The following is a 21,251-nucleotide window of genomic DNA, read 5'->3' as shown; positions in this document are numbered from 1 at the left end:
CGTTCGGCTTTTCCTCACCGTCTTTTCTTTTTCTTCTTTTTCGCTTTCGCGCTGCGACTTTTGCCGCTGTTCGTTTTCGCTTCCGCCTTTGCCTTGGCCTGTTTTTGTTTTTTCCCTTCAATGACGACCGGAGCGGCTTTCGCTTTCGGCGGACGGCGTCCCTTCATGCCGACGACTTCAAAATCGACGATCCGTTCGTCTTTGTTGACGTTGATGACGCGGACGGTGATTTCATCGCCGATGCGGTACATTTTCCCCGTCCGCTCGCCGATCAACGCGTAGCTGCGTTCGTCGTAGCGGTAATAGTCGTCCGTTAAGTAGCTGACGTGCACCAAGCCTTCGATCGTGTTCGGGAGCTCAACGAACAAGCCGAAGTTCGTCACCGAGCTGATAATGCCGTCAAACTCCATCCCAATTTTGTCTTCCATAAACTCGGTTTTCTTCAGATCGTCCGTCTCCCGCTCCGCCTCAACGGCGCGCCGCTCCATATCGGAAGCGTGTTCCGCAATTTCAGGCAGCTTTTCCGCCCATTTTTGCTGGGTGTCAAGATCCATCTGGCCGTTGATGAGATACGTCCGGATCAACCGATGGACGATCAAATCCGGATAGCGGCGAATCGGCGACGTAAAATGGGTGTAAAACTCGGTCGACAGGCCGTAATGGCCGAGGCTCTCGGCGTCATAGCGCGCCTGCTTCATCGACCGAAGCATGACGGTGGAGATCACCATTTCTTCCGGCTCGCCGCGCACAGCTTCGAGAATTTGCTGGAGGGCGCGCGGATGGATTTGGTTGCCGGTCCCTTTGACGACATAGCCGAAGTTCGTGATGAACTCTAAAAAGCGCTGCAATTTTTCCGGCTTCGGATCCTCGTGAACACGGTAAATAAATGGCACGTTCAACCAGTGAAAGTGCTCGGCGACCGTTTCGTTCGCCGCCAGCATAAACTCTTCAATGAGCCGCTCAGCGACCGACCGCTCGCGCAAGACGACATCGTACGGTTTGCCGTTTTCATCGACGAGCACTTTCGCTTCTTTAAAATCGAAATCAATCGCCCCGCGCTTCATCCGCTTTTGCCGCAAAATGTCGGCGAGCTCAGCCATCAGCTCAAACATCGGCACAAGCGGCGCATATTTTTCGCGCAAGGCTTCGTCTTTGTCAACGAGAATTTTATTGACATCGGAATACGTCATCCGTTCCACCGTGCGGATGACGCTTGGGAAAATTTCATAGCGGACGACTTCACCTTGCGGGGTGATTTCCATTTCGCACGAGAGCGTCAGCCGATCGACTTTCGGGTTGAGCGAGCAAATGCCGTTCGACAGCCGATGCGGAATCATCGGAATGACGCGGTCGACCAAATAAACGCTCGTGCCGCGCTCATACGCTTCGCGATCAATGGGCGAGCCTTCCTCCACATAGTAGCTCACATCGGCGATATGGACGCCGAGCTTATAGTTGCCGTTATTGAGCTTTGTCACCGTTACGGCGTCGTCCAAGTCTTTCGCATCTTCCCCGTCGATCGTCACGATCATTTCGCCGCGCAAATCGCGGCGCCCTTCCAAATCTTTCTCCGTAATGACGTCCGGCACCCGGTTGGCATGCTCAATGACGTCTTCGGGAAACTGAAGCGGCAAGCCGTATTTATAAATGATCGATAAAATGTCGACGCCCGGGTCGTTTTTATGGCCGAGAATTTTCACGACTTCCCCTTCGGCGCTCATTCGTCCTTCTGGATACGATGTGAGCCGGACAACGACTTTGTGCCCTTCGACCGCTCCGTTCGCCGCATTTTTCGGAATGAAAATGTCGTTGACGATCCGTTTGTCATCCGGGATGACAAAGCCGAAATATTTGCTTTCTGTGTACGTGCCGACGACTTCCTTCACCCCGCGCTCCACAATGCGGACGATCGTTCCTTCGCGGCGCGCCCCGGATGAATCGGCTTGGACGCGCACAAGCACCGTGTCGCCATGCATCGCGTTTTTCAATTCGGACGGCGGGATGAAAATATCATCCAGTCCCGGCTCCTCGGGCACGACAAAGGCAAATCCTTTCGCATGGCCGATCACTTTGCCACGCACGAGATTCATCCGCTCAGGCACACCGTAGCGGTTGCTTCGCGTCCGGACGATGAGCCCCTCTTCCTCCATGGCGACAAGCGTTTTGACAAACGTTTTAAACTGTTCCGCATCCTCGATCCCGAACGCTTCTTCCAGTTCTTCGACGGTCAGCGGCTTGTACGCCTCATCGCGCATAAACGTTAAAATGCGTTCGGCCAACACGTGATCCATTGGCCATCCCCCTCCTTTCTTCCATTACCAATCTAACGATTCAAGAAATGCATAAATATCTTCATGCAGCTGATCTTTTTCTTGATCAAGCGTAATCACATGGCCAGACTGCTCATACCATTTGATCCGTTTGACCGGCGATTCAATTTCGTTATAAATGATGTTCGCGCTGTCGGGATTGATCATCTCATCATGGCGCGCTTGGACGACGAACGTCGGTGCATAAACCAAATCAAGATGGGCGCGCACATCGGCAATGAGCTCCTGTAAGGCTTTCAACGTCTTCATCGGCGTCTGCTTGAACCGTTCCATTTCCTGTTCGATTTGTTCGGCCGATTTTCCTTCCCGCTTTTTATATTCGCGCGCATACTCGAGGACGCCTTCATACATCGTTTCCTCGCTTTTGACATACATCGGCGCGCACATCGTCACAATCCCTTCTATAGGTACAGTGTAACCTAATTTCAACGAAAATACCCCTCCAAGCGACAACCCGGCCACGGCAATTTTTTCGTAACCTTTGTTTTTTAAAAACTGATAGCTGTTCATAACGTCTTGCCACCAATCGTCCGGCCCGGTGCGGACGAGCTCTTCCGGCGGCACGCCGTGCCCTTTGTAAATCGGGGCATGGCATGTGTAGCCTTTCGATTCAAGGAATCGCCCGAGCATCCGAACGTCAGCCGAATTGCCAGTGAATCCGTGCAAAAGCAGCACCGCCCGCTCCCCGGCTTCAAAGAAAAACGGTTTTGGTGGAACAATTTTCATCATGCGTTCTCCCTTCCTCCATGCTAGCAATCAAAAAATGCTTGCCAAAGCATCTTCACGAAATAGAAAAGGCAGCCCATTGTACGTCAGGACCGCCCCCGCTTTCCCACTTATCATCGTTTATAAATAGGCTACCACAATTGACAAGACGAAAAACAACACAGCCAACACGACTGTGACGCGCTGAAACACCGCATCGAGCCCGCGGGCCTTTTGTTTGCCGAACAGCTGCTCCGCACCGCCGGTGATGGCTCCCGACAGCCCGGCGCTGCGGCCCGACTGCAACAAGACAACCGCGATCAGCGCGATCGACACAATGACAAGCAGCGTCACAAGCAAGGCATGCATGCCTGACACCTCCAACGACCGACGTTGCAATAATTTCACTATACCATAGATCGCCGTTGGCGGCAACTGGCGGGCCTGTCTCAACACGACGAAAGGCGCAAATTCACTTTTTTGTGAAACATGTTATCATTTTTGGCAAACTTGTATATACTGTGTATATACATTTAAGAGTGGAGATGATAGAATGAATTCAAAACAAAACAGCATCGCGAAAAAGAAAGGAGAGAATGATATGTCTACCGTAATCGTGCAAAAGTGGGGGAACAGTTTGGGTATTCGCATCCCAAAAGACGCGGCTGACCAAATCGGGATTAAACAAGGTTCTGAAATGGAATTACATGTCATTGAAAACGAAGGAATCATCACATTAAAGCCGAAAAGAACACGGAAGAAATACACACTCGAGGAACTGATCGCACAAATCACCCCTGAAAATCAACATGAGGAGATGGATTTCGGGGTGGAAGGACGTGAGTTGACCTAATGCCCGCAGACGTCCCAGAAAGAGGAGATTTCGTTGTGTTGAACTTCCATCCACAAGCTGGCCATGAACAGGCAGGAAGAAGAATTGCGATTGTTTTATCTCCTAAAGAATTCAATCAGGCAACAGGATTTGTTGCTGTTTGTCCAATCGCCAATCAGAAGAAAGGCTATCCGTTTGAAGTGGATTTGCCAAAAGGAGGAATATTCCTTGAAGGCGGCGGCGATCCCATCACAGGAGTCATTTTAGCGGATCAAATCAAATCATTGGATTGGAAAGCCCGTCATCTAAAAATTTTAAAAAAATACAATCCGGAAGATGCTCAAATGGAGGAAATCAATGAAATCATTGACGAATGCCTGGCAAAAATCGCAACGTATCTGACTTGATCTGATCGGCTTGGAGGCAGCGGAAGAATGGAACGTTGTTGAAGGAAAGGCTGCGTTTCCTATCTTTGCAAGACAGCTGAATCGCAGGGCGGAGAGCCAAAAAAATTTCCCACCTCTACACCTTTACATAGATGGGGGAGCGTTTCATCCTCCATCCGCTTGACGCTCCATGCCTCGGGCGCGGTATGATCATTGTCGTCCGCAGCCAAAATACGTTACAATGAAAGCAAATCGGCAACGATTGGAGGGACTAAAATGGCAAGACCGGACGAACGAGTCGTCATCGCGATTGACGGCTATCAATTCAAACGGGCGCGGGAGGCGAAGGAAGGGAAAATTTTCGTCACCTCGCCGATCGGGGCGAACTTCACATTTGACGTCAACGTCATGCGGAAGCTGCTTGAGGCGATCGACCGCGACCCGGCGCTGGCGGAACAGTTCGGGCTTCCTGCGAAAGAAGCAAACGATTGAATCGATACATAGAAAAGGAACGGCCGTTAGGCACCGTTCCTTTTTTCGATTAGGCGCGCCCTTGCCACGCCGCCCGCTCGCGGCCGAACGGATCGTCTTCCACATGGCTTGCGGCGGAAAAGACGAACGCCGGCTTGCGCTCATTCGTATACGCCGGCCACTCTTCCGGCAAGTGATCGCCGTTTGGATTGCCCGTGCGGGCGAACGAAAGCCAAGCATAATGCATTTCGTTGGCGATCGCCTCGCGCTCCGGCCGATTGCCGATAAAGTTTGCAACTCCAGGCTGGTGGAGATTATGAAACACAAACGGCAGCTCGAGCGCGTGGCATGCTTTCAGCTGCCCGCCAAACACCGGCGTTTCATAGTCAAACCGGTACATGTACACATCCGCCCCGCAAGCCGCCTTTGCGTCCGCCGTCCGCAGCATCCCCTCGACAAACACACGGTACGTCATGATGCGAAGCCACTTTTGCCAGGCGGGCGCTGACGGCTCCGCCGTTTCTGCATAATAGCGAATCGCCGCCTCCGGCACGGGCCCGACTTCACGGTTGATCCGGTCAAGCAGTTCTTTTTCGCCAAGCTTTGTCCACGATGGATCCGTCAAGGTAAACAAGTTGTACTCGTCTTTCGTCACCCCGATGAGAATCGGAATGTCTTTCCCTTCCCCATCTTGAAGCGCTTCAATCGGATGGCAGCGCAACACGCGGCCATCCACGACCGGACCGTACATGACGCCCGGTCCGAGCGACAGCGCCGCTTGCAGCAACTCCGCCGCCGGAATCGACAACAGCCGGTCACGGTCGCCCGGACGGATGCCGGCCTTATCGAGAATGCGCTCGGTCATCGCCATGGCCGTCTCCGGCGAACGGAGGAGAAGCGAACCCGAACCGCTTTGCAAGATGGCGCGGTGAAACAGCCCCCTCGCTTCCGGCAGCGACAACAGCACGCCGACGCTCGCCGCTCCGGCCGATTCACCGAAAATCGTAATGTTGTCCGGATCGCCGCCAAACGCCTCAATGTTCTCTTTCACCCAGCGCAATGCCGCCACTTGGTCCAAAATGCCGAGATTCCCCGCTTGGGAGTAAGCTTCGCCAAACATATCGCCAAGATGCAAAAAGCCAAACACGTTCATTCGGTAGTTGATCGTCACGACGACGACATCGCCGTGTTTCGCGAACGCCGTCCCGTCATACCACGGCGAAGAACCCGAACCGAACAAAAAGGCGCCGCCGTGAATCCAAACGAGCACCGGCCGCTTCTTCCCATCGGCCGCCGGCGACCAAACGTTCAAGTACAGCCCATCTTCGCTCGGCGCCTCATTCATCCGCCCGAGCAATCCGCTGAAAATCGGATCCGACGGCTGCATGACCACGGGGCCAAACGCGGTCGCCTCCCGCACTCCGTCCCACGCCTCCGGCGGCTCCGGCGGAAGGAACCGCCGCTCGCCGACCGGCGCTTTCGCATACGGAATTCCTTTCCAAACGAAAACGCCTTCATTCATCCCCCCGCGCAACCGCCCATATCGCGTCTCCACAACCGTTTGCTCCATCCCCATCCCCCTAAATATTCAAATGATTCAAAAAATATTATAAACGAACGATCCGCTTGCGTCCATCGCTTCGCTCCTATACGAGATGATTCCACGCCGCACGGCCGTACCGCAGCCTGTTTGAGGAGAAAAGATGACAGCTGCCTAAACAGGCAGTAAAGGAACGGATCAAAATGAACCAAATTGTTTCACTTATTATTGTAGAAGAGCTCGAGCAAGAAGAAGAAGAACAGGCAAGTACAACTTTTGATAAAGAGTCAAAGCTTTTTCTTTTAATCGTTTGGTCGTGCTTTTTTAGGAAAAATTAAATTAGTAATTGTCCCTAATAATAAAGCACCAATTAATGCCGCGAAAAAAGATTTTATTATAGGTGCAACTATTCCGTTAACTGGGTAAAAATTAGACTTTTTTCTACAAACTATGCCACTTGACTTTGTCTAATCATGAGACGTGGAGCGTTTTAATCTTCACTCGCAGCTTTCCTGAATGCATCGAGGCATCTTTATCACCGCCAGCCATTCGGCACCCTTTTGCCCCCCATCAAAACAACAGGCGCCCCCGCCGTTTTGGGGACGCCTGTTTCCGTCATTTTTTCAAATTGTAAAACGAACGGATGCCTTGGTAAATCGCCGTACTGCCGAGTTCATCCTCGATGCGGAGCAGCTGGTTGTATTTCGCGACGCGGTCGGTGCGCGACGGCGCTCCGGTTTTGATTTGGCCGGCGTTCGTTGCGACAGCGATGTCGGCGATCGTGCTGTCTTCCGTTTCGCCGGAGCGGTGCGAGACAACGGCCGTATAGCCGGCGCGTTTCGCCATTTCGATGGCGTCAAACGTTTCGGTGAGCGTGCCGATTTGGTTCACTTTGATCAAAATCGAGTTCCCGACGCCTTTTTCAATGCCTTCGGCCAATTTTTTCGTGTTCGTCACAAACAAGTCGTCGCCGACAAGCTGCACTTTTTTGCCGAGCCGCTCGGTGAGCAGTTTATGCCCTTCCCAGTCGTTTTCATCGAGCCCGTCTTCGATCGAGATGATCGGGTATTTCGATACAAGTTCTTCATACCAAGCGACCATTTCTTCCGACGTTTTGACGACGCCTTCGCCTTCGAGATGATATTTGCCGTCTTCTTTGTTATAGAGCTCGGACGACGCGACGTCCATCGCCAGCATCACTTGTTCGCCCGGTTTGTAGCCCGCTTTTTCGATCGCTTCAATGATCGTTTGCAGCGCTTCTTCGTTCGATTTCAAGTTCGGGGCAAAGCCGCCTTCATCGCCGACCGCCGTGTTGTAGCCTTTCGCTTTCAACACCGCTTTTAAGCTGTGGAAAATTTCCGCCCCCATGCGCAGCGCTTCGCGGAAGCTTTCCGCGCCGACCGGCATGATCATAAATTCTTGAATGTCGACGTTGTTGTCGGCATGCGCGCCGCCGTTTAAAATGTTCATCATCGGCACCGGCAGCGTTTTGGCGTTAAAACCGCCCAAGTATTGGTACAATGGCAAACCAAGTTCATCCGCCGCTGCGCGCGCGACCGCAAGCGATACGCCTAAAATCGCATTCGCGCCAAGCTTGCTTTTGTTTTCCGTGCCGTCGAGTTCAATCAATTTGCGGTCGATCGCCACTTGGTCGGTCACTTCTAGGCCGATGATTTCCGGCGCGATCACTTCGTTGACGTTTTCGACCGCTTTTAACACCCCTTTGCCAAGGTAGCGGTGTTTGTCGCCGTCGCGCAGTTCGACCGCTTCATATTCCCCGGTCGAAGCGCCGCTCGGCACCAAAGCGCGGCCGAAGCCGCCGTCTTCCGTATACACTTCCACTTCCACCGTCGGGTTGCCGCGCGAATCAAGCACTTCGCGCGCATACACATCGATAATGGCAGACATGTGGACACACTCCTTTTCCTGTCGTATTGTTTCCTCAATCGAATCGTTTATTTGACAATGAGCGATTTTCCGGTCATTTCTTTCGGCTGCGGCAAGCCGAGCAAATCGAGCATCGTCGGGGCTAAATCGCCTAAAATGCCGCCGTCTCTAAGCTTGATGCCTTTTTTCGTCACGATGACCGGCACCGGATTCGTTGTATGCGCCGTTTGCGGCTTGCCGTCCGGCGTCAGCACTTCATCGGCGTTGCCGTGGTCAGCGGTGATGATGGCGACGCCGCCTTTTGCCAAAATGGAATCGACGACTTTGCCGAGGCATTCGTCGACCGCTTCGACCGCTTTGATCGTCGGCTCGAGCTTGCCGGAATGGCCGACCATATCCGGGTTGGCGTAGTTCAAAATAATCGCATCGTACTTATCGGCTTCAATTTCCTTGAGCAAAGCATCCGTCACTTCGTAGGCGCTCATTTCCGGTTTTAAGTCGTACGTCGGCACTTTCGGCGAGTTGATTAAAATCCGATCTTCACCCGGGAACTTCTCCTCGCGGCCGCCGCTCATGAAAAACGTCACGTGCGGGTATTTTTCCGTTTCCGCGATGCGCAGCTGGCGCAAGCCATGCTGTGACAGCACTTCCCCGAGCGTGTTGTCAAGGTTCGTCGGCTTGAATGCCACGTACCCTTTCACCGTTTCGCTGAAGTGCGTCAAGCAGACGAAGAACAAATGCTTCGGATGTTTCGGGCCGCGGTCAAACTCGCGGAAATCTTCGTTCGTAAACGTGTTCGAAATTTGAATCGCACGGTCGGGGCGGAAATTATAGAAAATAATCGCGTCGTTGTCTTGGATCGTCGCCACCGGCGAGCCGTCTTCACGGACGATGACCGACGGCAGGACGAATTCGTCGTAAATGCCGTGCTTGTACGAGTCCTCGATGCACTCGAGCGGATCGCGATATGTCGGGCCTTCGCCGTACACCATCGCCCGGTACGCCTTTTCGACCCGGTCCCAACGCTTGTCGCGATCCATCGAGTAGTAGCGGCCGGACAATGTCGCGATTTCGCCGACGCCGTACTCCTTGATTTTTTCTTGCAGCTCTTTGATGTATTGCGACGCCGTTTGCGGGCCGACGTCACGGCCGTCCAAAAAGCCGTGGATGTACACGCGCTTGACGCCTTCTTTCGCCGCTAAGCGCAAGAGGGCGTACAAATGGTGAATATGGCTGTGCACGCCGCCGTCAGAAAGCAAACCGAACAAGTGAAGGCTCGTTCCGTGCTGCTTCACATGGTTCATCGCCGCCAAAAACGTTTCGTTCCGGTCAAACTCACCTTCGCGGATGGCGATGTTCACTCTCGTTAAGCTTTGGTACACAATGCGGCCGGCGCCGATGTTTAAATGCCCGACTTCCGAGTTGCCCATCTGTCCTTCCGGAAGCCCAACCGCCTCGCCGCACGCTTTCAACGTCGCATGCGGGTATTCGTTCCAATAGCGGTCAAAGTTCGGTTTGTTCGCTTGGGCGACCGCATTGCCGTACGTTTCTTCGCGCAGCGCAAACCCGTCCAAAATGATGAGTGCCACTGGTTGTTTACTCATGGCGACCCGCCTCCACCAATTGCAAGAACGAAGCCGGCTCGAGGCTCGCCCCACCGACTAAGGCGCCGTCGATATGCTCTTGCGCCAAAAAGTCGCCGATGTTGTCCGGTTTGACGCTGCCGCCGTATTGAATGCGGATCGCTTCCGCCGCTTCCCGGCCAAACAGGCGCGAGACGACCGAGCGGATATGGCCGCACACCTCGTTGGCGTCTTCCGCCGTCGACGATTTGCCCGTTCCGATCGCCCAAATCGGTTCGTAAGCGATGACCGCTTCCTTCACTTGATCGGGCGTCAAGCCGGCGAGCGCTTTTTCCACTTGCAACGCGACAACGGCGTTCGTCTGCCCGGCTTCCCGCTCCTCGATCGTTTCCCCGCAGCAAACGATCGGCGTCAAGCCGCGGGTGAAGGCCGCCAACACTTTTTTGTTCACGGTCTCATCCGTTTCCGCAAACATTTGCCGGCGCTCGGAATGGCCGAGGATGACGTATGTGACGCCGAGGTCTTTGAGCATGACCGGGCTCACTTCGCCGGTGTACGCCCCTTGGTCGGCAAAATGCATGTTTTGCGCCCCGATTTGTAAATCCGTTCCTGTTGCCGCTTGCACCAACCGATCCAAAAAGAGAAACGGCGCGCAAACGACGGAATCGACTTCGTCCGCCGGCGGCACGAGCCCTTTTACTTCCTCGACAAATTGAACAGCTTCCGCCAATGTTTTATGCATTTTCCAGTTGCCTGCAATGATGCGTTTTCTCATCGTTCACCCTTCCTTTCGACGGGCGGTGTCAGCCGCCGTGCACCGCGGGTCATTTGTCTTGCAGCGCGACAACCCCTGGCAGCTGTTTCCCTTCCATAAATTCGAGCGACGCACCGCCCCCGGTGGAGATATGATCCATTTTGTCCGCCAAGCCGAATTTCTCAACCGCTGCCGCCGAATCGCCGCCGCCGATGACCGAATACGTGTCGGGCGCTTCCGCCAGCGCTTGTGCGACCGCTCTTGTCCCATGGGCAAACGCATCCATTTCAAAGACGCCCATCGGGCCGTTCCAGACGACGAGCTTCGATTGACGAATGACATCGCGGTACAATTCGCGCGTTTTCGGGCCGATGTCGAGCGCCTCCCAGTCGCCCGGAATGGCGTCAATCGGCACGACTTTTGTATTGGCGTCGTTCGCAAACCGGTCCGCTACGACGACGTCGACCGGCATATAGAAGCGGACGCCTTTTTCTTTCGCCTTTTCCATAAACGATTTCGCCAATTCGATTTTATCTTCCTCAAGCAGCGACTTGCCGACGTCATGGCCGAGCGCTTTCACAAACGTGTACGCCAGCCCGCCGCCGATGATCAAGTTGTCGACTTTTTCAAGCAAATTGTCGATGACGCCGATTTTGTCCTTCACTTTCGCGCCGCCGATGATCGCCGTAAACGGGCGGTCCGGATTCGAGAGCGCTTTGCCGAGCACTTCGAGTTCTTTTTCCATCAAAAACCCGGCCACCGCCGGCAAGTAATGGGCGATCCCTTCCGTCGACGCATGGGCGCGGTGGGCGGCGCCGAACGCATCGTTGACGTATAGATCGGCAAGCTCCGCGAACGCTTTCGCCAGCTCGGGATCGTTTTTCTCCTCACCCGGATAGAAGCGGACGTTCTCAAGCAGCAACACGTCACCTTCGTTTAAGTTGGCCACCGCGGCCTTCACCTCGTCGCCGACCGCTTCATTCGTTTTCGCGACCGGGCGTTCAAGCAGTTCGCCGAGCCGCTTGGCAACGGCATCCAAGCGCAATTCTTCGACCACTTTTCCTTTCGGGCGGCCGAGGTGGCTCGCCAAAACGACTTTCGCCCCGTGGTCGATCAAATAGCGGATCGTCGGCAGCGCCGCGCGGATGCGCGTGTCATCGGTGATCGCGCCTTCTTCCATCGGCACGTTGAAATCAACGCGGCAGAAGACGCGCTTCCCTTGGACATCCACGTCGCGGATCGTCTTCTTGTTCATCGTTCCAGCCCCCTTTAACCATGGTGTTGACAAAGGAAAAGGAGTGGGGATCATTTCCCCGCTCCCCTCCATTTCCCTATTATAGACTTGAACGGACGGAAAACTCAATGCCGAGCCCGTCTTACAGCCCTTTCGAAGCGATGTACGCCGCCAAGTCGACGACGCGGTGCGAGTAGCCCGTTTCGTTGTCATACCACGAAACGACTTTCACCATTTTGCCTTCGATGACCATCGTCGAGAGCGCATCGATCGTCGACGATGCCGGATTGCCGTTGTAGTCGCGCGACACAAGCGGCTCTTCGTTGTAAGCCAAAATGCCTTTTAATTCGCCTTCTGCAGCTGCTTTCAAGGCGGCATTGACTTCTTCAACCGTTACTTCTTTTTCCAGTTCGGCGACCAGGTCAACGACCGACACGTTCGGCGTCGGCACGCGCATCGCCATGCCGTTCAGTTTGCCTTTCAATTCCGGCAAAACGAGCGCAACAGCTTTCGCCGCCCCGGTCGTCGTCGGGATGATCGATTCCGCCGCCGCCCGTGCCCGGCGCAAGTCTTTATGCGGCAAGTCCAAAATTTGTTGGTCGTTCGTATACGAGTGAACCGTCGTCATCATGCCGCGGACGATGCCGAATTTTTCGTGCAGCACTTTCGCAAACGGCGCCAGGCAGTTCGTCGTGCACGACGCGTTCGAAATGACATGGTGGCTTTTCGGGTCGTATTTGTCATGGTTGACGCCCATGACGATCGTAATATCTTCGTTTTTCGCCGGAGCGGAAATGATCACTTTTTTCGCGCCGGCTTCCAAATGTTTCGCCGCATCTTCCCGTTTCGTGAAGCGGCCGGTCGACTCGACGACGATCTCAACGCCGATTTCGCCCCACGCCAAGTTGGCCGGGTCGCGTTCCGCTTTGACGATGATTTCTTTGCCGTTCACGACCAAGTTGTTGCCGTTCACCGACACTTCCGCGTCAAGCTGGCCATGGACGGAGTCGTATTTCAACAAATGCGCCAACGTATTCGCATCCGTTAAATCGTTCACCGCCACCACTTCAATGTCCGGGTTTTTCAATGCCGCGCGGAACACGTTGCGCCCGATGCGGCCAAATCCGTTGATCCCGATTTTTACTGCCATCGTTGGTTCCTCCTTATGATTTGGATTGTATCGGCAAGGGACTTGACTCCCCTACTAACGCTTTCGCGGCGCCTTCGTCCGTCACCAACAGCGAACGGGGGGCCTGCTTCATGTAGGCGCGAATGGCTTTCGCCTTCGACGCCCCTCCGGCGACGGCGATGACATGCTCGACATGCGGGAGGTGTTCGAGTTGAATGCCGACCGTTTTCACTTTATGGACGACGTCGCCATGTTCGTTAAAATAGTAGCCGAACGCCTCGGCGACCGCATGGCGGGCGATGATGTTCTCCATCTCTGCAGGCGGCGTCTTCCGCCGCTTCGCCATCGTCACCGCTTCGCCGATGCCGTGGACGACCATGCGGCACGATTGGATGAGCTCAAGCACTTCCTTCACCGCCGGTTCTTCGACGAGCGACGCGTACGCTTCATCGCTCAGCTGGTCAGGGACATGGAGAAGCCGGTAACGGCCGGCCGCTCTTTCCGCCATCTTGGCGCAAATCGTGTTCGCCTGGTTCCCGACATCCTCGCCAAGGCCGCCGCGCGCCGGTACGAACAACACATCGCGAATCTTCGAATCCGGCGTCATCATCTCCGCAACCGCCGCCATCGTCGTGCCGCCAGCCACGGCAACGATGTCCCCGGGTTCAAGCAGTTCCTTCATGCAGGCAACACACGCTCTTCCCATTTCTTTTTTTACCCATGGGAAACGATCGCTATCCCCGGCGACGACAATCACGCGCGGAATGCCGAGCTTTCGCTGCAACGCGGATTCCAGCTCTTTGAGCCCGAGCGCTTCCCGCATCAAATCATTGAGCGCATGAAGGAGCTCTTGGCCTTCTTCCGTCAGCCGCATGCCCGACACATCGGCGGAGAGCAAGTTTTGCCCTTTCAAAAACTCCGTTTCCGACCGGAGCACCCGCTCGCTCATGCCGAGGCTCGCCGCCAGCGCCCGCCGTCCGATCGGCGCCATGAGCGAAATGGAATGCAAGATTTCGTATCGCTTTTGCATAACATCAAGCAAGTCGGGCGATAATTTTTTTAATGCCTCTAATAACGGTTGCATCGATCCTTCTCCTCAGCGGAACATAGGGACGTGTTTTGTCCCGGTATGACATATTATGTCCCGCAAATCGATAAAAAATCCCTCCCGCGTCAATTTCATTATAGCAGGAGGAAACAGACGGTTCAACTTTTTCGCGCCTGCCGCAACCGCTTTCTTATCGTTTCTTTTTCAATCATCCCGTATCCGATTTCTTCGCCGTCCAGCTCGACGACCGGAATCATCAATTGGTATTTCTCAAGAAGCGCATCGTCTTGGTAAATGTCGATTTCCTCCATTGTAAACGGATCATCCGCCTGCAGTTCTGCCAAAACCGCTTTTGCCTTGTCGCAAAGCGGGCAGTTTGTTTTCGTGTACAACCGAATGTGCATCACGTTCTCCCTTTCCTTCACCGTCCGCATCAAGCTCCGGTATATTGCTTTCGCTTCGCCGAAGAGGGGATGCGCAGCTGCTCGCGGTATTTGGCGACCGTGCGGCGTGAAATGGCGATGCCGTGCCGGTCGCGAAGCAAATCGGCGAGCTGCTGGTCGGAAAGCGGCGCCCGCGGGTCTTCCGCCGCGATCAGCTCTTGGATGATCGCTTTCACCTGGGTCGAGGAAGCCGCCTCGTCTGTTGCATGGACTGTAGCCGCGCTCGAAAAAAAGCGGCGCAGCTCGATCGTGCCAAACGGCGTTTGCACATATTTATGACGCACCGCGCGGCTCACCGTCGATTCATGCACCCCAAGCTCCTCGGCCACCTCGCGCATCGTCATCGGTTTGAGCGCGGAAAGCCCGAACTCCAAACACGGACGCTGGCGCTCCACGATGACCGCCATAAGCTGAAGCAGCGTCTGCTTTCGCTGCTCGAGGCTTTTCGCGAGCCACGTAAACTGCCGGTATTTTTCCTTGATAAACTGTTCGGCATGCCGGTCGCCGGATGCGGCAATGCGCCGCTCGTACTCCCGGTTCCATCCGAGCTCCGGATGGATGTCATCGTTGTAGGCGACCATCCAGTCTCCATCCGCTCCCCGGGTGACGATGACATCCGGCACAACGAAAGGCGGTGTGTCGCTCGAATAGTGAATGCCCGGACGCGGTTCGAGCGAGCGGATGAACTCGAAGACGCGCTGCAAATCGCCAAGGCCGACGCCGAGCTGCTTGGCCAGCGTTTTCCACGACTTTTCCGCAAAGGGAACAAAATGGTCGCGGACGATCGTTTCCGCCAGCTCGTCGCGCTCCGGAAGACGTTCAAGCTGCAGCAAAAGGCATTCCGCCAAATCGCGGGCGCCGACTCCCGGCGGGTCGAGCGACTGGACAAGGCGCAGCCCCCGCTCCATCTCTTGTTCCGACGCGGAAAATCGCGCGGCCAGTTCCGCAAGCGGCGCGCGCAAATAGCCGTCCTCATCGAGCGAGGCAATGAGATAGCGGACGATGCGCTCTTCCCGATCGGCCAGCTTCAACGAAGGCAGCTGAGAAAGCAAATGGCCAACGAGCGTCTCCCTGCGGGCGCCGATGTTCTCAAGCCACTGCTTTTGGTCCCGTTCCGCCCGGTTGGACCGCTGCCGCACCCGGCTGCGGCGAATTTCCAAAAACGGGTTTTCCAACGACCGTTCATATAAAAACGCTTCCAAATCGACCGCGGAATACTGCAGCAGTTCAATCGCCTGCACAAGCTCCTTTGTCAGCGACAACTGCAGCCGCTGCTCTTGCCATAACTCCGCCCTCATCGTCACGCCCCCTTTTCTTTTATTGTACACGACGGGAGGGGGAGGGGGTAGGAGAAATTTTTGACGGTGCTTCTGAAAGGGCTGCAAGGCCGCTTTCCAAAACGAAAAACAGCTGTCGTTTCCCATGCGAAGCGCCCCTCGGCAGAACAGCAACCATATATCGTTTTTGTCGAGGCGCAAATCCATGCAAAAAGGCGGAGCAAGCTTACGGCAATAGGTTTTTTTATTGCTGGATTATTGATTTTTGGGATTTACGAACAGAAATATAGCCATCCAATTTATTCTTTATTTAATCCTGTAGATGAGCAAATTCACTAACATAAATTTACAACCAAACAAAAAAGGAGACATGAACCAGACTCCTTGGGTAAAATAGATGTGCCAACCAACCACTCACACAAGGAGGTTCAGTCTCATGAATAGATTAGCACATCATCAAGGAATCCACAAGTTTTTCCTAGCGTTAGGGTTGGCGTTGCATTTCTCCAAACTTTTTCGGATTCTATCGTTTTTTTGGGATTCCCAAAAAATGAAAAACGACCGCAAATGCGGTCGCATCAAGGAGTTTGAGAATTTTAATCCGAACTGATCGGATAGCAGTAGCGCCCTCGGCAGGATTCGAACCCACGCTAAGAGAACCGGAATCTCTCGTGCTATCCACTACACTACGAGGGCATGTTCACTTGTTGTTCCGTGCATGTTCTATTATAGCAGGATCGAACAAAAATGCAAGAGGGAAATGCAATAAAAAAATCGGAAACAGTAGGATGCTCTTTCCATCGCTTAAAGCGTGTTTGAAAAAATCCAAAAGCGGTTATGATGAAAAGAGGGATGACTGCCGCTAACCGAGAATATATTATAGAAATGAATGGGAAAAGACGTTTTGTTTGACCTTCATTGACCATTCATGTATGATTAAGGCGTACATATTGATCCATAGGATGGAAAAGGAGGCGTTTTTCATGTATTTGATCCCGACTGTCATCGAACAGACGAACCGCGGGGAGCGAGCGTACGACATTTATTCACGCTTGCTGAAAGACCGAATTGTTTTCCTTGGCAGCCCGATCGACGACCAAGTGGCCAACTCGATCGTGTCGCAGCTGTTGTTTTTGGCGGCGGAAGACCCGGACAAAGATATTTCCTTGTACATCAACAGCCCGGGCGGCTCGATCACAGCCGGCCTGGCGATTTACGACACCATGCAGTTCATCAAGCCGGACGTATCGACGATTTGCATCGGCATGGCGGCATCGATGGGCGCGTTTTTGCTTGCCGCCGGTGCGAAAGGAAAACGGTTCGCCTTGCCAAACAGTGAAATCATGATCCACCAACCGCTCGGCGGCGCCCAAGGGCAAGCGACGGAAATCGAAATCGCAGCGAAACGCATTTTGTTCTTGCGCGACAAATTGAACCGCATTTTATCGGAAAACACCGGCCAGCCGATCGAGGTGATCGAGCGCGATACGGACCGCGACAACTTTATGACCGCGCAAAAAGCAAAAGAATACGGCATCATTGACCGCGTGCTGACGCGCGCTGATGAAAAATAAAATGAAAAGCAAAAGGCTGCTTCCGGCAACAACGGAGCAGCCTTTTCCATTCCTTTCCCCGCCAGCCTTCCACGCCGCTTTACTTTTCCTTTTGCACATAGGCGGCGAGCTTTTCGATCGCTTCTTGCTCGTCCGGACCGTCGGCAATGAGCGTGATCACCGCTCCATGGCCGATGGCGAGGCTCATTAAGCCCATAATGCTTTTCGCGTTGACCCGTTTTCCGTCTTTCTCCAAAAAGACGTCTGCCGAGAAGCGGTTCGCTTCTTGGACGAACAACGCCGCCGGGCGCGCCTGCAGCCCGGTTTTTAATTTCACTTCCACTTGTTTTTCAACCACTCTCCATCTCCCCTTTACAGCGATTTATGGAAATCGACCGGCTTTCCCGCCCGCAGCCGCTCTGCGATCTCGTCGATTTTGCGGAGGCGATGGTTGATGCCGGATTTGCTGATTTTTCCGCCGGCAACCATCTCCCCGAGCTCTTTCAACGTCACATCTTGATGCTCGATGCGAAGTTTCGCGATTTCCCGCAGCTTTGCCGGCAGCGAATCAAGGCCGATCGTTTCGTCGATGTAACGGATGTTCTCGACCTGGCGGAGCGCGGCGCCGATCGTCTTGTTTAAATTGGCCGTCTCGCAGTTGACGAGCCGATTGACCGAGTTGCGCATATCGCGGACAATGCGAATGTCCTCAAAGCGGAGCAACGCTTGGTGGGCGCCGATGATGTTCAAAAACTCGGCGATTTTTTCCGCCTCTTTTAAATACGTAATAAACCCCTTTTTCCGTTCCAACGTTTTCGCATTTAAAAAAAAGTGGCTGTTCATCAGTTCACATAACGCCCGGTTATGCTCCTCATACAGCGAAAAAATCTCTAAATGGTATGATGACGTCTCCGGATTGTTGACCGAACCGCCAGCTAAGAACGCGCCGCGCAAATACGAGCGCTTGCAGCATTTTTTCTTGACGAGCTCCGGGGAAATGTCATGGATGAGCGAAAAATCGCCGTTTACAATGTGGAGCTCGCGAAGCAAAGAGGCCGCACCGTCTGTGACGCGGACGATGTAGACGTTATTTTTTTTCAGACGCATTTTCTTGCGGACAAACAGCTCAACTGCGACATCGTAGCCCTTTTTCAATAACGTATAAATGCGCCGAGCGATCGCCGCATTTTCTGTCTGGACATCGACCGCCATCCGCCCGCCGGAAAACGACAGCGAACCGTTCATGCGCAAAAGCGCCGACAGCTCCGCGCGCAAGCAACAAGGCTTCACCTCTAAATGGGTCAATTCCTTTTTCGTTTCCGATGCAAAAGACACGATTGCCTCACCTCCATTCGTTCCCCGCATCCGGCCGGTTGGAGGTGCCTAATCTTCGGCGCGTCCATAGGAAGCGTCGCCGCCCATTGCGCGGCCTGCTCAGCCCCCGCCTTTAACAGTGAGGGAGAAGCCCGAGAAGGAGGGCGGCAACTTTCGCCGTATTATGGCGAATCACCCCATCTTCATACGCGACAATATCGTCGCGGATGACTTGCAGGGAAAGCCCGCTGCTGTCGTCACGCACCGGCTCGGCCCGCTCCGCCTCATAGCGGCGGCGGATCGCTTCCGGGATCGCTCCGCTGTTGATGATCACGGCATCCAAAAACGGGCCGCCAAGATGGGCGTGAAGCGCCTCCACATGGTCGCTCACCGTATAGTGCGGCGTCTCGCCGGCCTGGGTCATGATGTTGCATATATATACTTTTTTCGCCTTCGCCTTGCATACTTCCTGCCCGATTTTCGGCACGAGCAAGTTTGGCAAGATGCTTGTGTACAAGCTGCCCGGGCCGATGACAATCAAATCGGCGCGGCGGATGGCGTCGACCGTCTCCGGCAGCGGCTCAACGTCCTTCGGGGTTAAAAACACCCTCTTAATTTTTTTTCCCGCCTTAGGGATTTTTGACTCGCCGGAGACGATGGAGCCATCTTCCATCTCTGCGTGCAAGACGACGCTTTTGTTCGCCGCCGGCAGCACTTGGCCGCGCACGTTCAACACTTTGCTCATCTCGCGGATCGCTTTCACAAAATCGCCGGTAATCGACGTGAGCGCTGCCAAAATCAAATTGCCGAGCGAATGGCCGGATAAGCCGTTGCCGTTTTGAAAACGGTGCTGGAACAGCTCGACAATGAGCGGTTCGACGTCAGACAGCGCGGCCAACACGTTGCGGACATCTCCAGGCGGCGGGATGTGCAGCTCATCGCGCAGCCGCCCGGAACTTCCGCCGTCATCGGCGACGGTGACAATGGCGGTCAAGTTCAGTTCATGCTGCTTCAACCCTCTCAGCAACACAGGAAGCCCAGTGCCGCCGCCGATGACGACCAATTTCGCTGCTCGTTCGTTCCTCATCGGTGTGTTTCCTTTCTCCTCTCCATGTCCCGGTGCGAGACAACCGTTTTATAATCGGCCGAAAAATGGCGGGCAATGTATTCTGCGAGCGCCACCGACCGGTGCTGGCCGCCCGTGCAGCCGATGGCGATCACCAGCTGGCTTTTCCCTTCGCGCTGGTAATACGGAAGCATAAACGACAACAAGTCGATCAGCTTTTCCAAAAACTTTTGCGTTTCCCCCCACTTGAGCACGTAGGACGATACTTCATCATCCAACCCGGTTTTCGGCCGCATATGTTCGATGTAATGCGGGTTCGGCAAAAAGCGGACGTCAAACACTAAATCGGCGTCAATCGGAATGCCGTATTTAAATCCGAATGACATGACGTTGACCGTAAACCCGGATTGAGCGTGCGACGAGAACTGGCGGATGATTTTCTCCCGAAGCTCGCGCGGCTTCAGTCCGGTCGTATCGTAAATGATTTGCGCCCGCCCTTTCAATTCTTCAAGCAGCTTCCGCTCCAAACGGATTCCTTCAAGCGGGGGCTCGTTCGGCGCGAGCGGATGCGTCCGCCGCGTTTCTTTGTAGCGAGCCACTAACGTCGAGTCTTGCGCATCTAAAAACAAAATTTGCGGGACAACCCACGCCTGCTCGGCCAGCTCATCAAGCGCAGTGAACAAACGGTCGAAAAAATCGCGGCTGCGCAAATCCATGACAAGGGCGACTTTGTTCATTTTGTTCCCGGATTCTTTTACGAGCTCCAAAAATTTCGGCAGCAGCGTCGGCGGCAAGTTGTCGATACAAAAAAAGCCGAGGTCTTCAAAGCTTTGAATCGCGACGGTCTTTCCAGCCCCAGACATGCCGGTGATGATGACGAGCTGAATCGGCTGCATCGCCCCGTTTTGCCCCATCGTCATCTCTCCTCTCCATCAACTCGGATCCAACCGATACGAAAGCAGTTCAAACTCCTCCGTATACACAAACGCGCCGTACATGACCCCTTTTCCTTTCAAGGCGTAGTCCAAAATATGGTAGTCGCCGGGAGCCATCGGCAGCGTCGAAAGCGTCTCCACTTTATGCCAGGCGAGCGTCCCCTCTTCGGAAGACGGCACGTTTTCGCCAATGAAATCGTCGGCGAAAAACGTAAACATCATCCACTCGGATGTTGTTTCGTCCCCATTTTTCATCACGATCGTAAAGACGCCTTTCAGCTCCGGATTCTTCAAGTAGATGCCCGTCTCTTCCCGGTATTCGCGAATGCACGCTTCGCGCACCGTCTCGCCGGGCTCCATTTTGCCTCCCGGGGCGACCCACCAGCCGCGCTTCGGCTTTTGCAGCAGCAGCACTTGGCCGTCTTTATATAATACGCAGTTTGTCACCCGTTGCAATTCATTCACCCCAACCATTCCGCAAACACGCACATGATCACTTTCATTTTACCATAAATAGTTAGGCCGCTCCACCTTCAAACCGTTGGAAACCGTCCTCTTTCCCGCCTGCAAAAAGCCGCCGGGCCCCAACACTCCCTCCACCCAAAAGACGCCCATCCCCAGCCGTTTTAAGAGCGCGGCGAGATGCAAGCGCAAAACAAAAAAGAGACGCGGACAAACGCCCGCGCCAAAAAGGATCTATATAAAAGGGGGTCAATTACTTACTTATAGCATACGACATTTCTATTGCATTCGTGTTACATCTG

At 54.2% G+C, this 21,251-nt stretch carries 22 protein-coding genes and 1 tRNA gene; 5 read left to right on the top strand and 18 right to left on the bottom strand.

Annotation, left to right across the window (positions count from 1 at the left end):
- Nucleotides 1-14: 14 nt before the first annotated feature.
- The 3 genes from rnr to secG all read right to left on the bottom strand — a co-directional run bounded on the left by rnr (nt 15) and on the right by secG (nt 3,404).
- Nucleotides 15-2,291 carry a ribonuclease R gene (gene rnr, locus GJ1_RS02255; protein ID WP_066227858.1) on the bottom strand — a complete coding sequence of 759 codons (2,277 nt, stop codon included), beginning with the start codon at nt 2,289-2,291 and terminating at the stop codon, nt 15-17.
- 24 nt (nt 2,292-2,315) lie between these two features.
- Nucleotides 2,316-3,056 (bottom strand): carboxylesterase, encoded by a 741-nt coding sequence (gene estA, locus GJ1_RS02250; protein WP_066227855.1) that lies wholly within the window; start codon nt 3,054-3,056, stop codon nt 2,316-2,318.
- A gap of 120 nt (nt 3,057-3,176) precedes the next feature.
- Nucleotides 3,177-3,404, bottom strand: coding sequence for a preprotein translocase subunit SecG (gene secG, locus GJ1_RS02245; RefSeq protein WP_044732584.1), 228 nt, complete (start codon nt 3,402-3,404; stop codon nt 3,177-3,179).
- A gap of 184 nt (nt 3,405-3,588) precedes the next feature.
- On the opposite strand from secG, the gene GJ1_RS02240 reads away from it, so the two are divergent.
- From GJ1_RS02240 to GJ1_RS02230, 3 genes are all read left to right on the top strand, one after another.
- Entirely contained in the window at nt 3,589-3,888 is a 300-nt protein-coding gene (locus GJ1_RS02240) for an AbrB/MazE/SpoVT family DNA-binding domain-containing protein (protein ID WP_066227852.1), read from the top strand.
- Nucleotides 3,888-4,274: a type II toxin-antitoxin system PemK/MazF family toxin gene (locus GJ1_RS02235; protein WP_066227850.1), complete on the top strand. Its 387-nt coding sequence runs from the start codon at nt 3,888-3,890 to the stop codon at nt 4,272-4,274. Before GJ1_RS02240 ends, GJ1_RS02235 begins: the two co-directional genes overlap by 1 nt.
- A 255-nt stretch (nt 4,275-4,529) precedes the next feature.
- Nucleotides 4,530-4,745 carry a hypothetical protein gene (locus GJ1_RS02230; RefSeq protein ID WP_066227849.1) on the top strand — a complete coding sequence of 72 codons (216 nt, stop codon included), beginning with the start codon at nt 4,530-4,532 and terminating at the stop codon, nt 4,743-4,745.
- A 49-nt stretch (nt 4,746-4,794) separates the two neighbouring features.
- On the opposite strand, the gene GJ1_RS02225 is transcribed toward GJ1_RS02230, so the two are convergent.
- The 9 genes from GJ1_RS02225 to rpoN form a co-directional block, all read right to left on the bottom strand.
- Nucleotides 4,795-6,294 carry a carboxylesterase/lipase family protein gene (locus GJ1_RS02225; RefSeq protein ID WP_066227847.1) on the bottom strand — a complete coding sequence of 500 codons (1,500 nt, stop codon included), beginning with the start codon at nt 6,292-6,294 and terminating at the stop codon, nt 4,795-4,797.
- 585 nt (nt 6,295-6,879) lie between these two features.
- Nucleotides 6,880-8,172: a phosphopyruvate hydratase gene (gene eno / locus GJ1_RS02220; RefSeq protein WP_066227839.1), complete on the bottom strand. Its 1,293-nt coding sequence runs from the start codon at nt 8,170-8,172 to the stop codon at nt 6,880-6,882.
- Nucleotides 8,173-8,219: 47 nt separating this feature from the next.
- Entirely contained in the window at nt 8,220-9,755 is a 1,536-nt protein-coding gene (gene gpmI, locus GJ1_RS02215; protein WP_066227835.1) for a 2,3-bisphosphoglycerate-independent phosphoglycerate mutase, read from the bottom strand.
- Nucleotides 9,748-10,509, bottom strand: a complete 762-nt coding sequence (gene tpiA, locus GJ1_RS02210) for a triose-phosphate isomerase (RefSeq protein ID WP_066227833.1) — start codon at nt 10,507-10,509, stop codon at nt 9,748-9,750. Before tpiA ends, gpmI begins: the two co-directional genes overlap by 8 nt.
- A 49-nt stretch (nt 10,510-10,558) precedes the next feature.
- Entirely contained in the window at nt 10,559-11,743 is a 1,185-nt protein-coding gene (locus GJ1_RS02205; protein WP_066227830.1) for a phosphoglycerate kinase, read from the bottom strand.
- A 121-nt stretch (nt 11,744-11,864) separates the two neighbouring features.
- Nucleotides 11,865-12,872, bottom strand: coding sequence for a type I glyceraldehyde-3-phosphate dehydrogenase (gene gap, locus GJ1_RS02200; protein ID WP_066227827.1), 1,008 nt, complete (start codon nt 12,870-12,872; stop codon nt 11,865-11,867).
- Between the two features lie 13 nt (nt 12,873-12,885).
- Entirely contained in the window at nt 12,886-13,935 is a 1,050-nt protein-coding gene (locus tag GJ1_RS02195) for a sugar-binding transcriptional regulator (RefSeq protein WP_044732592.1), read from the bottom strand.
- Between the two features lie 122 nt (nt 13,936-14,057).
- A complete protein-coding gene (locus tag GJ1_RS02190; protein WP_041468558.1) occupies nt 14,058-14,303 on the bottom strand; it encodes a glutaredoxin family protein in 246 nt (81 codons plus the stop codon).
- Nucleotides 14,304-14,332: 29 nt separating this feature from the next.
- On the bottom strand, nt 14,333-15,640 hold the full coding sequence (rpoN, locus tag GJ1_RS02185; protein WP_066227824.1) for an RNA polymerase factor sigma-54: 1,308 nt from the start codon (nt 15,638-15,640) through the stop codon (nt 14,333-14,335).
- 60 nt (nt 15,641-15,700) lie between these two features.
- Between rpoN and GJ1_RS02180 the strand changes: the two genes are divergently transcribed.
- A complete protein-coding gene (locus tag GJ1_RS02180; RefSeq protein WP_066227821.1) occupies nt 15,701-15,958 on the top strand; it encodes a hypothetical protein in 258 nt (85 codons plus the stop codon).
- A 285-nt stretch (nt 15,959-16,243) separates the two neighbouring features.
- Here the strand turns inward: GJ1_RS02180 and GJ1_RS02175 are convergent.
- Nucleotides 16,244-16,315, bottom strand: a tRNA-Arg gene (locus tag GJ1_RS02175).
- Between the two features lie 287 nt (nt 16,316-16,602).
- Between GJ1_RS02175 and clpP the strand changes: the two genes are divergently transcribed.
- Nucleotides 16,603-17,193 (top strand): ATP-dependent Clp endopeptidase proteolytic subunit ClpP, encoded by a 591-nt coding sequence (gene clpP, locus GJ1_RS02170; RefSeq protein WP_044732602.1) that lies wholly within the window; start codon nt 16,603-16,605, stop codon nt 17,191-17,193.
- A 79-nt stretch (nt 17,194-17,272) separates the two neighbouring features.
- On the opposite strand, the gene GJ1_RS02165 is transcribed toward clpP, so the two are convergent.
- From GJ1_RS02165 to GJ1_RS02145, 5 genes are all read right to left on the bottom strand, one after another.
- A complete protein-coding gene (locus GJ1_RS02165; protein ID WP_011232533.1) occupies nt 17,273-17,530 on the bottom strand; it encodes an HPr family phosphocarrier protein in 258 nt (85 codons plus the stop codon).
- A 14-nt stretch (nt 17,531-17,544) separates the two neighbouring features.
- On the bottom strand, nt 17,545-18,507 hold the full coding sequence (gene whiA / locus GJ1_RS02160) for a DNA-binding protein WhiA (protein WP_066227819.1): 963 nt from the start codon (nt 18,505-18,507) through the stop codon (nt 17,545-17,547).
- A 112-nt stretch (nt 18,508-18,619) separates the two neighbouring features.
- The gene (mgfK, locus tag GJ1_RS02155) at nt 18,620-19,573 is read right to left on the bottom strand and encodes a gluconeogenesis morphogenetic factor MgfK (protein WP_066227816.1); all 954 of its coding nucleotides are present in this window, start codon (nt 19,571-19,573) and stop codon (nt 18,620-18,622) included.
- Nucleotides 19,570-20,466 (bottom strand): RNase adapter RapZ, encoded by an 897-nt coding sequence (gene rapZ, locus GJ1_RS02150; RefSeq protein WP_066227814.1) that lies wholly within the window; start codon nt 20,464-20,466, stop codon nt 19,570-19,572. The genes mgfK and rapZ overlap by 4 nt, the downstream gene beginning before the upstream one ends.
- An 18-nt stretch (nt 20,467-20,484) precedes the next feature.
- Nucleotides 20,485-20,961, bottom strand: a complete 477-nt coding sequence (locus GJ1_RS02145) for an NUDIX hydrolase (RefSeq protein WP_066227811.1) — start codon at nt 20,959-20,961, stop codon at nt 20,485-20,487.
- Between the last annotated feature and the right edge of the window lie 290 nt (nt 20,962-21,251).

Source organism: Geobacillus jurassicus NBRC 107829 (assembly GCF_001544315.1).
GTDB lineage: Bacteria > Bacillota > Bacilli > Bacillales > Anoxybacillaceae > Geobacillus > Geobacillus jurassicus.
Note: the sequence above shows the minus strand (reverse complement) of the source record. Positions and strands in the feature narration are given on the sequence as shown.